General features: G+C 64.4%; 11 protein-coding genes. 4 read left to right on the top strand and 7 right to left on the bottom strand.

Annotated features, from left to right (window positions below; translation table 11 throughout):
- Positions 1-123 precede the first annotated feature (123 nt).
- The 3 genes from AB0O81_RS13205 to AB0O81_RS13195 form a co-directional block, all read right to left on the bottom strand.
- Positions 124-600 (bottom strand): Rrf2 family transcriptional regulator, encoded by a 477-nt coding sequence (locus tag AB0O81_RS13205; protein WP_363585020.1) that lies wholly within the window; start codon positions 598-600, stop codon positions 124-126.
- A gap of 217 nt (positions 601-817) precedes the next feature.
- Positions 818-3,880: a hypothetical protein gene (locus AB0O81_RS13200; protein ID WP_363585018.1), complete on the bottom strand. Its 3,063-nt coding sequence runs from the start codon at positions 3,878-3,880 to the stop codon at positions 818-820.
- 331 nt (positions 3,881-4,211) lie between these two features.
- A complete protein-coding gene (locus AB0O81_RS13195; protein ID WP_363585016.1) occupies positions 4,212-5,561 on the bottom strand; it encodes a DUF222 domain-containing protein in 1,350 nt (449 codons plus the stop codon).
- A gap of 151 nt (positions 5,562-5,712) precedes the next feature.
- Between AB0O81_RS13195 and AB0O81_RS13190 the strand changes: the two genes are divergently transcribed.
- Genes AB0O81_RS13190 through AB0O81_RS13180 form a run of 3 tightly spaced genes read left to right on the top strand, consistent with a single transcriptional unit; the run spans position 5,713 to position 8,965 of the window.
- The gene (locus AB0O81_RS13190; protein WP_363585014.1) at positions 5,713-7,530 is read left to right on the top strand and encodes a thiamine pyrophosphate-requiring protein; all 1,818 of its coding nucleotides are present in this window, start codon (positions 5,713-5,715) and stop codon (positions 7,528-7,530) included.
- The gene (locus AB0O81_RS13185; protein ID WP_363585012.1) at positions 7,527-8,390 is read left to right on the top strand and encodes an alpha/beta fold hydrolase; all 864 of its coding nucleotides are present in this window, start codon (positions 7,527-7,529) and stop codon (positions 8,388-8,390) included. Before AB0O81_RS13190 ends, AB0O81_RS13185 begins: the two co-directional genes overlap by 4 nt.
- The gene (locus AB0O81_RS13180; protein WP_363585011.1) at positions 8,387-8,965 is read left to right on the top strand and encodes a hypothetical protein; all 579 of its coding nucleotides are present in this window, start codon (positions 8,387-8,389) and stop codon (positions 8,963-8,965) included. The genes AB0O81_RS13185 and AB0O81_RS13180 overlap by 4 nt, the downstream gene beginning before the upstream one ends.
- Here the strand turns inward: AB0O81_RS13180 and AB0O81_RS13175 are convergent.
- Positions 8,962-10,965, bottom strand: coding sequence for an ATP-binding protein (locus AB0O81_RS13175; protein WP_363585009.1), 2,004 nt, complete (start codon positions 10,963-10,965; stop codon positions 8,962-8,964). The genes AB0O81_RS13180 and AB0O81_RS13175 overlap by 4 nt on opposite strands.
- A 92-nt stretch (positions 10,966-11,057) precedes the next feature.
- Here AB0O81_RS13175 and AB0O81_RS13170 point away from each other — a divergent pair, with 92 nt between their 5' ends.
- Positions 11,058-11,423: a response regulator gene (locus AB0O81_RS13170; protein ID WP_363585007.1), complete on the top strand. Its 366-nt coding sequence runs from the start codon at positions 11,058-11,060 to the stop codon at positions 11,421-11,423.
- A gap of 342 nt (positions 11,424-11,765) precedes the next feature.
- Here AB0O81_RS13170 and AB0O81_RS13165 read toward each other — a convergent pair whose 3' ends face one another.
- The 3 genes from AB0O81_RS13165 to AB0O81_RS13155 form a co-directional block, all read right to left on the bottom strand.
- On the bottom strand, positions 11,766-12,110 hold the full coding sequence (locus AB0O81_RS13165) for a hypothetical protein (RefSeq protein WP_363585005.1): 345 nt from the start codon (positions 12,108-12,110) through the stop codon (positions 11,766-11,768).
- Positions 12,111-12,269: 159 nt separating this feature from the next.
- A complete protein-coding gene (locus AB0O81_RS13160) occupies positions 12,270-13,580 on the bottom strand; it encodes a UDP-glucose/GDP-mannose dehydrogenase family protein (protein WP_363585003.1) in 1,311 nt (436 codons plus the stop codon).
- A 91-nt stretch (positions 13,581-13,671) separates the two neighbouring features.
- Positions 13,672-15,135: a DUF222 domain-containing protein gene (locus AB0O81_RS13155; protein ID WP_363585001.1), complete on the bottom strand. Its 1,464-nt coding sequence runs from the start codon at positions 15,133-15,135 to the stop codon at positions 13,672-13,674.
- Positions 15,136-15,183 lie beyond the last annotated feature (48 nt).

Genomic DNA, 15,183 nt, shown 5'->3' with positions numbered 1-15,183 from the left:
CGACCTATTCCGGCTAATTCCGACTGGATTGGTAGGTAATCAATCAGAGTCGATGGGATGCCGCAATAAACGTGTCGGAATGTGTCGCTGTTGCTGTCGGGGCGCGTAGCCCCGTTCACGTGTTCAGCGCCCGCTGATCCACGACGAGGGATCGTCGGCAAGGGCGCGAACTTCTGCGGGCAACTCTCCTGTCGCGAGTTGCTCGAGCGAGGTGTCATCGAGCACGCGGCGCACGCTCGCGCGCAGCGCTACCCACAGCGTCACCAGGTCGCTGTCGGCGGCGGGATACTCGAGCTCACTCGGACGTTCGTCGCGCACGAAAACCAGAGGGCCCTCGACGGCGCGAATGACGTCAGCCACCGAGATCTCGTCGGCGGGCGAGGCCAGCCGGTAACCGCCGCCCGCTCCGCGCCGACTCTCGACGATGCCCGCTTTGCGCAGTGCCGACAAGATGCCCTCAAGAAAGCTCGCGGGAATGCCCTGCTCGCTCGCGATGCGCTCGCCAGACATACGCTCGCCCGACGCGTGCTCGTCAAGCGAGGCGCGCGCGAGAAACACTGCCGCGCGCACCGCATAGTCAGCTCGAGCAGAGATGCGCATGGGGTCCTTCCGGTGGGGTCCACGTCGGCACGGCTGTGCGTTCCGCGTGATCTCTACAAACACTATTCTGCGAACAAGCGCGCAGAAGAATGGTTCGAGAGTTGCGGGCTTGCCCTGTCATGTCTGAAGGGGCCGCCGACGCAAAACGAACGTCCCGCCCCCGATTGCTCGGGGACGGGACGTTCTCTGGGGAGGCGGCTAGCTCTGGGGAGGTGCGCTAGCCGACATTGTGGCTGGCACGCTGACGACGAATCATCAGTGCGCCGACGCCGACAGCGATCAGGATCGAGGCAAGTGCTGCCCAGCCCATCACGATGCCGGTGTCAAGACCGGTTACGGGGAGCGAAGTTACCGACGAACCATCCGACGCGGTCGCGCCGTCAGTGTCGCTGTCGGTCGAACCTGAATCGGTGCTCGAACCTGAGTCAGTTCCTGAGTCAGTGCCCGTGCCGCCATCGGTTCCGCCGTTGCCGGGGTCAACGGTGTCTTCGACTGCCACGGTGAACGCAGACGTCGATTCAGAGCCTGAGCCGTAACCTGCTGCCACGAACTCGTGCTCGCCAAGTTCGGCGTCAGCGGGAACAACTGCGGTGAATGACACCGAGCCGTCGTTCGAGACAACCGAACCCAGGTCAACCGGGTCGGAGTACATCGTCAACGACACCGACTCGCCGGTGCGGAAGCCGCTGCCGGTCACCGTGACGGTGTCGCCGGGAGCTGCCGAAGCGGGGCTGACGGTCAGCGTGCCCGGTGCACCGGTCGCTTCGAGGCAGGGGTCGCCCTGCACGCCAACCTCGGGCACCGGAGTGCCGTCGGTGACGCCGTCATCTTCGCGAAGCGTGATCCATGCGAACGAGTCGCCGATTGTGACGCCACCAGCGGTGGTTGCCACGTTCGCCGTGTAGTTCGTGGTCGCGCTGCTGCTCTCTTCGGTGTCACCCGTGTAGGGAACTTCAACCGCGGTGCAGGTCTCGCCCGGAGCGAAGGTGACCTTCTGCACGACACCGGCAATCTTCGCCGAGGCAAAGCTGACGGCGCTGAAGTACATGGTCGAGGTCTCTTCTGCGGGGCGCGACAGGTAGATCGGCACCTGCAGCGTTGACGGGCCGCTGCCCTCATCGACGATCACGTCGCCGACTGAGACGACCGGTCGTGTCGATACTTCAGCGGTTCCGATGCTCGCGGGCTCAAGCAGAGCCAGGTCGCTCAGCATGACGCCACCGTCTTCGTCAGGAGCGATGAAGCGCACCTGACGAACGTCGGTGAGGTCGATGCCGGTGAAGTCGCCGACGGGAATCGTGATCTGCTGCAGCAGCACCTTGCGCAGCGGGTTGCCGCTGCCCGGAAGCACCGTGAGTGCGTCGCCGTACTCTGAAGCAACAACCGAAGCCGTAGCGCCGGAACCATCGATCAGCTGGATCGTGATCTCGGTGCTCGTAGCGACAGTCTCGTCGGGTGAGATGCGCAGCGAGAGGTTCTCGAATGCGGTTGCATCAACCGAACCACCGGGCACGGTCACACCGAGCTCTGCCGGGCTCGACGAGCTGGTGTAGGTGAAATGCATTGCGGTGGTCGACGGCACACCCGGCGTCTTGGGGTTAGACGACGTACGTGACACGCTGCCCGCGTTGCCCCAGTCAGGAGCCTGTGCGAAGCCGAGCTCGTTGATGCAGTAAGGCAGCACTCCGGGAACCGGGGTTGACGAGATGCCTTCACAGGTGACGTAGGTGCCACTGCCGCGCAGGTCATAGGTCGTTCCCGGCACATCGAAGTTGTCGATGTCGAAGCGAGTGGATGCTGGCTGGGTCGCGCTCACGCGGATGTCAGCGAAGTCAAGGTCAGCCGGCTTTGCGTCGGTGCCATCGAACATCGGCAGGAATTCGTCAGCGCCACCCAGGGTGAGGCGGAAGAACGCAGCCATGTAGGCGTTGCCCACTGCGTACTGCTCTGCAGCATCCAAACGAGTTTCTGAGACGGTCGAGCCACAGGTCGCGTCAGTCTGCTCGCGGTCGTAGCTGCGCCAGTCATCGCTGGTCGCGTACGGGTACAGGTCCGGGGTCCAGATCGTGTTGAAGTAGTTGTGGTTGGTGCCCATGATCAGTACTGATGAACGAAGCACGTCGTCGTCGTACGAGTGACGCGAGTCGTTGATGTACTTCTGGCCCATCTGGTCTTCGACGTCGCCATCGCAGTAGGGGAGAAGAGTCGCGGTGATGACTCCGGGAACCGCGATGCGGCTGTATGAGGTCGGTGCGATCGGCAGCACGGAGTTGATGCCGAAGGGCTCGTCTTGCTCAGCGTTCAGCACAGCTGCGCGCATGATTCCTTCGCCACCGCGTGAGTGGCCCATGAGGCCCACGTTGTCGAGGTCGAGACGACCGGCGAGTGATGCAGAGACGGGAACGATGGCGTCGTCGGGTGAGACGTAGGTGCCGGCGTTTGCGTCACGCAACAGGTCGAGGTGGTCGATGACGAGCTGGGCACGTGCAAGCGCGCCGGTGTCGTCAGAGAGCGAACCGTCAAGCGCGTTGACCGCGTTGGCCGAAACGGAGACAACCGCGTAGCCCTGGCTTGCGAGGATCTCTGCCGCGTCGTTGTAGCCGAGGTAGCTGGGAACCTCGTCTTGGTCTTCACCACAGGGCCAGGCGAGCGGGTTGCGCGTGCCGTTGGTGCACGAAGTGTGGCGGCCGTGGAGGAAAACAACCACGGGCAGCGCACCAGTGGCACCCTCGGGCATGAACACGGCGGCGCGCATTTCACCCAGACGGTCGAAGCCAGAAAGCTCGATCGCTTCGTCGCCCAGGTCATAGTCGAGACGCTCTACGGCGTAGTCACCCATCGCGCTGGGGTCTGCGGTCAACTCGGGTACCTCAGCGGCAAGCGGAGCCAGCAGCGACTTCATCGCGAACGAGTCGACCTCAACCTCGATCGATTCGCTCGGGTTGCCCTGGCCAGCCCAGCCTTGCAGCACATCGTCGGTGTCGACGACCTCAGGGTCGGCGGTGGTCGCCGACAGCGTCATGCCGTCGAGCGACTCGGTGGCAAAGCCCAGGTCAAGGTCATCGGCCCACAGGGTGGGAACGTCTGCCGTGATCTCAAGGGGCTCGTCGAGTGTTTTGACTACTTCGTAGCCACCCGCGACTTCGGTGATCGTCCAGTCGTCGCCTTCAGCCACGACGCCGGCATCTGCCGCGGATGCGGGCAGCGCGACAAACATGGATGCAACGGTCGTACAGGCGGCAGCGGCAAGTACCGCTTTGGTTATTCGCGTGCGAAACACAGTTCTCCTGGGGAGGGAGGGTGGGCGGGGGAGGTGATGCTGACCTGCGTCTCGTCCGCCCAATGCCAGCGGCGGTGAGCCTTCGCTGGCTCGTCAAAGTTAGCGAGACAAATGGTTCTCAAGGCGAGTGGAAACAAACTTGAAACGTTTCGCAACGACTCAGAAATTCGAGGCAGATTTCGGGTGGGATGCGCTTTCCGTGGCGACGCCGACACGTCTCGAAAGTTTGGGCTGGTCCCACAGGATTTCGAGGAGTGAGTTGACGCCCAGGTGGGTGCGCCACTGCGCGAATCTGTCACCGCGCTGTGTCTGTTGTGCGCCTGCTTCACGCTCAGAACGGCGCCGTGCCGCCATCACTTGGCCGAAATGCCACCACGCGGCGCTCGGGATAGACGTCGTATTGCCGCCCGGTCGGCGAAGTCCATTGCAGTGCGCCGCCGCTGTCGGCGATCTGGGTTACCGTCCAGCCGCCGTGATGCTTGACGCGATGATGTCCACGGCAGATCGGACTCAGATTGTCGAGCGAGGTGCCGCCGCCGTCTTCCCATGCGACCGTATGGTCGATTTCGCATCGGGCGGCGGTGAGTCCGCATCCCGGCGCCATGCACCTGTCGGCTCGCCACCTGACCAACCGTCTCAACGAGGCTGGAGGTCGGTATTGATCTCGCCCCACCGAGAGAACCATTCCGGTCTCTGGGTGGGTGAGCACCCGCATCCACCCACTCTCTCCACCACACAGCTGCTTCGCCCGATTGAGCGGGATCGGCCCGATGCCCTCGACTTCGGCGGGTGCGAGCTCGGCTGCGGCGCGAGCGTCTTCATCGTCGACCAGTAACGCCAGCGCGGGCACGGTCACCGTCACATTCGCGCGAATGCCCCGCGTAACCGCTGGGCTGTCTATGGCCTCGCCGTCAATGAGCAGGTCGCACAGTACGTCGGACCGCAACTGGTCGAGGGTGCGCCTCTCGCCCTCGCCCTCGCCCTCGCCGCGGTTCTCGCTCTCGCTCTCGCGCTCGCCCCGACACTCGCGCTCGCGGTCTGCCTCGAGCATCGCCTTCGCCATGGCAGTCGCACGGTTGTATGCCGCGTGAATCTCAACGGCAGGAGCCAGAATGCCCAGCCACGCCATGCCGTCATCGGCGGGTGTCACATATGCGCGCCGCTGTTCAAGGGCTTCTTCGTGTCGCTGTGGCAACGTCACCGACCGTGCAACCTCGACGAGGCGGTGTACCTTGCGGCGAAACGTTCCGACGGGTTCCGCCTCGGCGAGAATGATAGCCCGCGGCAGCAGATCGGCGCGCAACTCGGGTTCCGCTTTGTCCACGGCATCAACCAGAATCTCGGCGTGCTGCTGTGTCATTCGCGATGCGCGCATCGAGGCGAGCACCGCCGGATAGCGTACGACAACCGCATCGGCGAGCCGCAACAGATTGCTGGCCGCAGTCTCGGTGACCCGCAATGCGGCGGCTAGTTCAAGACGAATGCCTCGCTCGACGACGTCAGTAAGTTCGCGGCCGTGGCGCGCAGCATCCGCCAATGAAAACTGGTGCATTTTCTCGAGTGCTTCGAGCTGAGATGCCGCGATCTGCGTGATCTGTCGGGCGAACTCGACGACCTCATCGACTCCATCCGCAGCGCGCTCGGCGTCTTCGGGAGAGGGAATCGAACCATCGATCGACATAACAAAAGATTAGTACATACGTACGACACTCGGCCTGATCGAAGACCTCGCTGTGGACAACGCCAGGAACCTGCGCCGTGGGGAGGGTAGCGCGCCTCAACGCAGTGTCAAGTGCCTTGGAATCGGTCTCAAATCGGCCTTGACTAGACGCATGCCTACAGTCAGCGACTTCATCATCGATCGAGTGCAGGAATGGGGTGTCTCGCGGGTCTTCGGTTACCCCGGCGATGGCATCGGAGAGTTCGACGGCGCCCTGGGCCGCGCCGAGAAAGCAGGGGAGGGGTTGGAGTACATTCGCCCCACCCACGAAGAGCTCTGCTCGCTTATGGCCACCGCGCACGCCAAGTTCACCGGAGAGGTGGGGGTGTGCATTGCCACGTCTAGCCCCGGGGCGTTCCATCTCATCAATGGGCTCTACGACGCGCAGATGGACAACCAACCGGTCGTGGCCATCGTCGGCCAGCAGGGCCTCGCCTCGATGGGCACCGCCACTCTGCAAGAGAACAACCTCGAGCGGGTGTTCGCCGACGTTGCCGCCTACGTGCAGACGGTGACCACTCCGCAGCAAGCGCAGGTGGTGGTCGACACTGCGTTTCGCACCGCTATCGCGCGGCGCCAGCCGACGGTTATTGTGCTGCCCCATGACGTGCAGGCTCTGCCCGCCGAGGCTCCGCAACCCGAGCACTGGGTATCGCGGTCGAGCGCGAAGCCCGCGTCGATTGAGATCACGCCACCCGCAGACGACATTGCGCGCATGGCAAAGCTCATCAACGAGGGTGAGCGTGTGACGTTCTTCGTGGGGGCGGGTGCGCAGGGCGCTACCGAAGAGGTGCTCGAGGCGGCCCGACTGTCGGGCGCCGGCATCATCACCGCTCTTCGGGGCAAAGACGTGATCAGCTCTGATGTCGCCCATCACACTCAGCAACTCGGTCTGCTTGGCTCGCTTCCGAGCCTGCACCAAATGCAGCGTTGCGACACCCTCGTGATGCTCGGCACCAACTACCCCTACGGGGAGTTCATGCCCGAGACCGGTCAGGCCCGCGCCGTGCAGGTTGATCTGCGGCCCGAGCATCTGGGAACCCGGTATCCGACAGAGCTCAACCTCTGGGGTGACGTCGCCTCGACCCTGCGCGCAGTGATCCCCCAGCTCACCGAGAAGACCGACCTGTCGTGGCAGCAGAAGGTCGCTGAAGAAATGGCCGGATGGGTGCGCGAGATGCAGGCGCAGGCGATGGTCGATTACTCCGACGGGGTGAATCCGCGGCGCGTGTTCCACGAGCTCAATGAGCGCCTGCCGCACGGCGCCATTGTCACGGCCGACGCAGGAACTTCCGCCGATTGGTATGGCCACCACATTCGACTGCGCGACGGCATGCGCGGTGACCTTTCGGGCCGCCTCGCCACGATGATGGCGGCAATGCCCTACGCGCTCGCCGCGAAGTTCGCCTACTCTGACCGCACCGTGGTCTGCACGATCGGCGATGGTGCGTTTCAGATGCTCGGCATGAACGAACTGATCACCATCAAGAAGTACATGCAGCAGTGGCAGTCGCCGCAGCTCATCATCGTCGTGCTGCACAACGACGACCTGGCTCAGGTGTCGTGGGAGATGCGAACCGAAGACGCCAACCCGCTGTGGGAGGGCTCGCAGAACGTCGAGTCGGTCGACTATGCCGGCTGGGCGGAGCTCGTCGGGTTTCAGGGCATTCGCGTCACGAGTGACGACGAAGCCGCCCCGGCGGTCGAAGCGGCCCTCGCGCACCGCGGCGTCACGCTCATCGACGCCTACGTCAGCAAGAACGTTCCGCCGTTGCCGCCCCACATCACGGCGGAGTTCGCGAAAAACACCGACCTGGCGTTGCTGAAGGGCGACCCGTCGGCGGTTGACGTCATCCGCGACTCGGCCGAAGCTCTCGCCACACAGACAGCAGAGCGGGTCAAGGGCGCGCTGCACATCGGCGACCGATGACTGCTCGGCAGATCACGCTGCGCGACGGTCGCGCGCTGGGGCTGTCGGATCTTGGCGACCCCATTGCTCGACGGCTGGTGCTGCTGTGCCACCCTTCGCCGGGCGCCAGCGAGTTCGACCCCGACCCACTCGTCACGACCCAGTGGGGCGTGCGCGTCATCGCGCCGGAACGACCGGGATATGGCGCGAGCGACCCGTGGCGTCGCGACGCTGATGCCTCGTTCTGGCGGCACGCCGACGATGTTGCGAGCTATCTGCGCGGCGTTGAGCGTCAGGCGATGATGCTCGAGGGCGTCGAATACGGCGCGGTCGGAGTGGTGGGCTGGGGCGCGGGCGGTCTGGTGGCGCTCGCGCTTGCGGCGCAGCATCCTGAGCTTGTCGATCAAGCGGTCGTGATCGATACGCCCGCGCCCGAGCATTTTCCTGATGAGGTGGCCGCTGATGCTCCGTTCACACCGTCGATGCTGGGAATTTCAGAGCGTGAGCCGGGGTGGCTTGCGGCGAGCGATCGTGTCGAGCGGATGCTGAAACTCGCCGCGCGGCAGGGCGATGCCGGAGTTCGTGGTGATCAGCTCGCCTTCGCTGACCGTGACTGGTTGAAACGGCTCGACCGTGTGCGCGCGGAGACGCTGCTCGTGTATGGCGAGGATCACCCCGAGGTGAGCGCCGACATCGACGGGCGCTGGTATCGCAGCCGACTGCTGAACGCTCGCACCGTGCGCGCCGAGGGCGCGGGGCTTGCGATCGCGACGCACTGGCGCAAGATTCTTGCGCACGTCGCTCCGCAACACGGTGACGTGCCGCGTTCGATACGGGGTAGCAACCGTCGAAAGGCACGCTCCGCTACGATCACCGCATGACCACTTCTGCGCCTGGATCCACCCCTCCGCACGGCGCCGATGCGCCAGCCCCCGAGCCCACCTCCGAGCCAGCCCTGGAGCCGCAGCCGACGGCGGCGCGGCATGAGCCTTCCGCCGAGCCGCAGCCCGCGGCGCCGGAGTCCCCCGAGCCGCAGCCCGCGGCAGCGCAGCCCGGTACTCCAGCCTCCGCCGCGCCCCAGCAGTCACCGACACCGACAGGGTCACAGTCACCCGCAGACGTTCCGTCACAGTCACCGCTCGCGGTGCTTCAGCCGACACCTAAACGGCACTCGGCGTTGGGGCTGGCGTCCGTCATCATCGGTGCCGTCGCCCTGTTGCCCGCCGTGGTGCTCGTGCTGATCTCGCTGATTCCGGGCATGGTCGTTGTGCTGTGGCTGATGATCGTGGTGTTGCCGTTCGTCGCCGTGCTTGGACTCATCGCCCTCATCCTCGGCATCATCGCGCTGGCCAAAGCGCACCTCGCAGTCTCGAAGACGCTGCCCATTGTCGGCACCGCGCTCGGCGCCATTGCGGTGCTCGCACCGGTGAGCCTGATCTTCGGCTGGTGGAGCTAGGCCTGAATCACGTCGATCGTGGTCGTGTTCGCGCGGGTTGGAAAGCGTACGGTCGCGATCGTTCCGCCGCCCTCGGGTGATGCGAGAGAAACCGTTCCGCCGTTGCGGTGCACGAGCTCTGAGGTGATGGCGAGCCCGAGTCCGGTGCCGGGAGTGTTGTTGCGCTCGGCATCGGGCGCCCGGTAGAACCGTTCAAACACGTGCGCTAGCGATTCGGCTGGAATCCCCGAACCGGTATCAGCGACCGTGATTACCGTCGCCGCATCGTTCGTGTGAGATTCGATCGTGACCCGTCCGCCGCTGGGAGTGAACTTGATCCCGTTCGACACCAGGTTGTCGATCGCGCGGACAAGGTCGGTGCGAACAGTCATGACTGTTCCGTTGAGGTCGTCGACCTGAATCACGACGCCGCGCTTGGCAGCGAGGGGGGCCTGCATGCGCACCACCTCTTCGACAACCTCAGCGACTGGCACTTGTTCGCTGATACCCGTCTCGTAGGGAGCCTTTTCTGCTCGACTGAGCGAGAGCAGCCCCTCGACCAGCTCGATGAGCCGGTCGGCGTTGCGAGCGATGATGTTGACCCATTCACGCTCGGTGTGGGGCAGTTCGGTCGAATCTTGCAGCATCTCGGTATAGCCCGCAACGCTCACGATGGGGGTGCGAAGCTCGTGGCCGGTGGTCGCGACGAAGTCTTCGCGCTGTCGTTCAAGTTCGACCTTGGCCGCCAGCACCGCGCTTCGGTCACGCTCGGCGGCAAGCTGTTCGTCGGCGACTCGCACCGCTTCGCTGACGTCAACGATCTGCACCGCGACGCGGTAGCGATCGCCCTCGACGGCGTTCGCGACGACGTTGATAGTTTCGCGGGTGTCGACGCGTTGGAACGACACCACGTCACCACAGTCGAGTGCCGACTTTGCCTGTCGGGCCAGCTCTCCTTGCCATCGACGATCGTCGCCGATCTCGTTGGCGATCGCCGTTTCTGCGGCGCGGTTTGTCCAGCGCACTATCCACTCGCCCTCGACGACTTCGACGAGCACCAGGGCGACCTGCGCGTCGACGAAACCAGACGACAGCAACTGCGACGCGTTTTGAGCAGTGCGGCTGGCCAGGATCACTTCGGTGCGTCCACCCGTCAACAGCAGGGTGAACGCGGCAAGCACGAGCAAGAACGTCACGATGACGGCCGCCTGCTCGTCAGGATGCAGCGAGTCGTCGGCGAAGGGTCCGTACCCGGCGACACTGATCAGAATGACGGCTATCGACGTCGCCAGAACCTGGGCGATGGCAATTGCCGCGGGAAAGCGGAACGCGCCCCACGCCAAAAACGCCAACGGCACGAAGGCGATGGGCAGTTGGTTCTCGGCGCCGAAAACGATCACGATCGACAGCACCAGCAGTATCGACTGCAACACCACTTCGCCCCACGGGGCTCTATCGCTGGTGCGCGGCGGTAGCACAGCAAACGGTGCGATCATCATGACCGCCGCAGCATGCGACATTGCTGCGTTTAGGCCGCTGGTGAAGAAGGATCCGCCGTCGAAGGTCATCACCGCGAGCCCGGCGCATACTCCGAGCGTGCATCCGCCGATGATTGCCGCGACGATGAAGCGGAAGGCGTCAGAAACGGTGCGCAAGACGAACCGGCGGCGCCCGAATTCGAGCACAAAGACGAATACTCCGGCTTCGATCGCGTTGCCGAAGGCGAAGACGAGAGAGATGTCGATGTCGCGCCCGCCGACCATATTGGCCAGCAATGTCGACACGAATACGAGCGCAACCGCGCCCCACCGTCGGCTCTTTGGATTGGCCAGAACGAACGCCGCCGAGAAGCCGGCAGCGGGCCACCACACCGCAACATTGGTGCCCTGCGGGCGCAGATAAACGCCGAGTGTAGCCAAGCCGAAAATGGCGAGTGCTACGCCCACCCAGACCCACCGTGAGGTGATCAATCCAGGGTCTTCGCCGCCATCAAGACGATGCGCCGGCAAGAGCGGTTGCATGATGCGACCGTAGTCTGCGAGTGGCAACTGTCGCAAAACGTATATAACGCCGTATGCTTACGCTACTCACTCTCCCCGAGGTAAGGACCTAGATGGCTGCCATTCTCGTTGTGGAGGATGACCCTGATGTTGCAGGGCTCATCCAGATGAAGCTGTCTCTTTCGGGCCACGACGTGGCCGTAGCCGTAGACGGCGAATTCGGTCTGCAAGCGGCTGCCGAGCGGTTGCCCGACCTGATCATTCTTGACTGGATGATGCCGCGCAAGAACGGGCTTGAAGTGTGCCTTGAATTGCGCGCCACTGAGCGGTACGCGCACACCAAGATTCTCATGCTGACTGCGCGCGCTGAAGAGACCGATCGCCAAAGAGCGATGGATGCTGGCGCCGACGATTACGTCACAAAGCCGTTTTCGCCGCGTGCGCTCGCCGCACGAGTCGCATCGCTCATCGCGGCCTGAACTCGCACTTAGCCCAGTCCCACCAGAAATACCGCGCCGTCGACGGCGCTGCCGGTGACGGCATTGCCGCTCAGCGTGATGAGGGCGGTCAGGCGGTCGACGTCGATGAGTATGCGTGCCTCGGTCTCGTCAGTGATGAGCTCAAGAAGGTCGCGCGCGGCGAGGAGCTATCCGGCGCGGTGTAGGGCGCCGCGTAGGAAGCACGGTACGGGGTGCTGTAGGGCGCTGGGGCTGCGTCGGAGGCCGGAGTGGCATCAGCGGCCACATCGTCAGTTTCGACGCGCTCAGCGACGTCAGCATCCTACGAATCCCACGAACGATCACTCGCGCCTGGGGCTCTCGCTACTGCCAGGAGGCGAGCGGGATGCGATCGACTGACGTCTGGGGTGTGTCGGGCTGCTGGCGTGTGCGGAGCAGGCGGGCGACGATCAGCCCCGCGACGATGGCGATGCCACCGGCTAGAACAGCGGTGATGAGCTGCCACCACTCTTGGGCAGCGCCGCCGACGGTGGCGCCGAGCACGGCAAGAAAGAGAAGTCCAGCGGGTCCGACGAGTCGGTCGGGGCGGTCAGCGGCGAGCGCGAAGAACACTCCCAATGAGGCAACGAGCGCGAGGCACAGCCCGACGGTAGCGATGCCTGACGCGGTGACGTGGATCAGGGAGAGCAGTTCGAAATTGTTCAGCATGCGGAGATGTTCCTTGGTGACGTCTTATGGGCCTACTGAAGAGACGTCGAACCAAGCGATTCATTACGCGACTTGCCGAAATCGATCGGGTGAAGTTTTCGCCCGCTCGATTCAGTAGCGCGGTGCACTGGTGTGCACCGCGCGGATTGGTGGTGGAGGTTAGGGGCGGCCCATGCCGTAGTAGGTCCAGCCGGCTTCGCGGTAGGCGGCGGCGTCGAGGCAGTTTCGTCCGTCGACGATGATCTTGTTGGCGACGAGTTCGCTGGCGTGGGCGGGGGTGAGTTCGTGGCGGTATTCGTCCCACTCGGTGACGACGATGACGACTTCGGCGCCCTGCAGGGCGTTGTCGCGACCTTCGACGTACGTCAGTTGGGGGTGCACGCGGGAGGCGTTTTCGATCGCGGCGGGGTCGGTGACGGTGACCTTGGCGCCGAGGCCATGCAGGCGCACGGCAACGTCGAGAGCGGGCGAGTCGCGAATGTCGTCGCTGTGGGGCTTGAAGGCCGCACCGAGCACGGTGATCTTCTTGTCGTAGACGGCGCCGCCGGCGGCTTCGACGACGAGTTCGACGGCGCGTTCGCGGCGGCGCAGGTTGATGGCGTCTACTTCGCGCAGGAATCCGACAGATTCGCCGCGGCCAAGTTCTTCGGCGCGTGCGGCGAAGGCGCGGATGTCTTTGGGCAGGCAACCGCCGCCGAAGCCGATGCCGGCGCCGAGGAAGCGGCGGCCGATGCGTGCATCGTGGCCGATGGCGTCAGCGAGCTGGGTGACGTCAGCTCCGGTGACCTCGGCGATTTCTGCCATCGCGTTGATGAACGAGATCTTGGTGGCGAGGAACGCGTTGGCCGAGACCTTGACCAGTTCGGCGGTGGCGAGGTCGGTGACGATGAACGGGGTGCCCTTGGCGACGGCCGGGTGGTACACCTCGCGCAGCACCTCGGTGGCGGTGGTGCCGGCGTCGTTTGCGGGCACGCCGACGACGAGGCGGTCGGGGTCGATCGTGTCTTGCACGGCCCAGCCTTCACGCAAGAACTCGGGGTTCCACACCAGGGTGGCGCCGGTGGCTTCGACGCGCGGGGTAAGCGACGCGGCGGTGCCGACGGGAACGGTCGACTTGCCCGCGACAATGTCACCTTCTGAGAGGTAAGGCACGAGGGCGTCGACGGCGGCGTTCACGTAGGTGAGGTCGGCCGCGTAGCCGTCTTTTTGCTGCGGGGTGCCAACGCCGATGAAGTGCACTTTGGCGCCGGATGCTGCGGCCATGTCGGTCGTGAACGTGAGACGACCTGACTCGATGCCCGCCGTGAGGATCTCTTGGAGTCCGGGCTCGAAGAACGGCGCGAGACCCTTGGAGAGCGAAGCGACCTTGCGCTCGTCAACATCAATACCGACAACCTCATGGCCGATTGACGCCATCGCTGCCGCGTGAACGGCTCCGAGGTATCCGCAGCCGATGACCGAAAGACGCATGAAGCTCCAAAAATAGAGAGGGTAAGTCGTGGGTTCAATCGTATTGCCTGTGCACCGGGTCTATTTGCACGCACGCCTTCGGTGAGAACTCTCAACTGGCCGAGCGCAGCCACGGCGGTTCGTCGTCGGGGTCGCCGGTGGCGGGCCAGCCGTCGAGATTCGGCGGATCGTCGGTATGGAGTGCATCGTGAAACTCCGCCGATTCACTGTTGTTGTGCTTGCCAGCGAGGGAATCGTCTGGGGGCGATGGCGAGAACATCACTCCCGGTGGTCGGTCGGTATAGACGCGACCGACGGGTGAGGTCCATTCGAGAACGCCGCCCGCGTGTTGCACCACCCGCCAAGCCGTCGCGTGTTTGAGGCTGTGGTGGCGGCGGCAGAGGTGAGCGAGGTTTCTCGCCTCGGTGGCTCCGCCGAGGGCGGCATCGACGGTGTGGTCGATGTCGCATCGCACGGCGGCGGTGCGGCAGCCGGGAAAGCGGCAGTGCTGGTCGCGGGCGCGCAGGTGCCGTTTGAGGGCATCGCTCGGGCGATAGCGGTCGACGGTGAGCACCTCACGAGTGATCGGGTGAGTGAAGACTCGATCCCATCCGGGGGCGTTTCCTGCCAGTGTGCGGGCTGATTCAGGATCGATCGGACCGAACCCGGCCACATCAGCCGGATTGTTGGCTGTGCCCGCGAGGGTGGCGGCAGGAACGATCACCTGCACGACCGCGCGGATCGCGCCGAGCGCGCCGTCGCCGTCGTCTTCGGTCGGATCAGCTGAAGGTACTGAGGTCAGCAGCATGTCGGCGAGAAGGTCTGCGCGAATCTGATCGATTGTTCGAGCGTCGGGTGCTGTCTCGCCCTCAATAGGTGGATGGGCCAGCGCAGTCGCATCGCCTGCCTCGCCCGAACCTTGAACATTCTTTATGGCGCGTGCTTGTTGAGTGATGCGGTCGTAGATGCCATGAGCCAGAATGCCCGGAAGGTGGGCTTCAAGCTGTGCCATGCCATCGGGCAGCGCGAACACCCGCACCGAGCGCTCTTCGCGTGCGTCGAGGTGCCGTTCGTTGAGGGTGCGAGGTTGTGCGGTTTCGGCGAGGGCATCGGCAAAGCGGCGCAAACGCCCGGCGGTCTCAACCTCGGCGATCTTGACAACATCGTGATCGAACTGGGCTCGCGCCTCGACGTTTTCGAGGGGAGCGCCCGCGCCCAGAATCGCGTTGACGTGGCCGCGCGAGATGCGTCCCTCGTGCAGGGCGGTAAAGGTCTCTGGGTAGTCATCGACAAGGCTCATCGCGTCGTTGATCTGTGCTTGCGCTGTGCGGTCGGCGACGTGCATAGCCGTGCCGAACTCAGCGGCGATAGAGCGGATGGGCATCTCGCGATCGACCGCCGCGCGGGCCGAAAGTCGCGACGAACGCGCGGCGCCGATGTGGCCGGCTTGCGCGAGGGCGGCAGCTTCGATTGCCTGTTGCTGGGCAATCAAGCGGCGTGATTCCGCGACCGTATCGAGCAACTCGATCAAGAGTGCGGTCTCGCGCATCTCGAGCTCGACATCGTTGTTGGTCATGTCTCTATTGTCGTACATACCTCCGACATTGGGCAGGCGCCAGCATCC

The organism is Microbacterium sp. NPDC076911 (assembly GCF_040687125.1).
Classification (GTDB): domain Bacteria; phylum Actinomycetota; class Actinomycetes; order Actinomycetales; family Microbacteriaceae; genus Microbacterium.
This window is presented reverse-complemented; position numbering and strand designations above follow the sequence as displayed.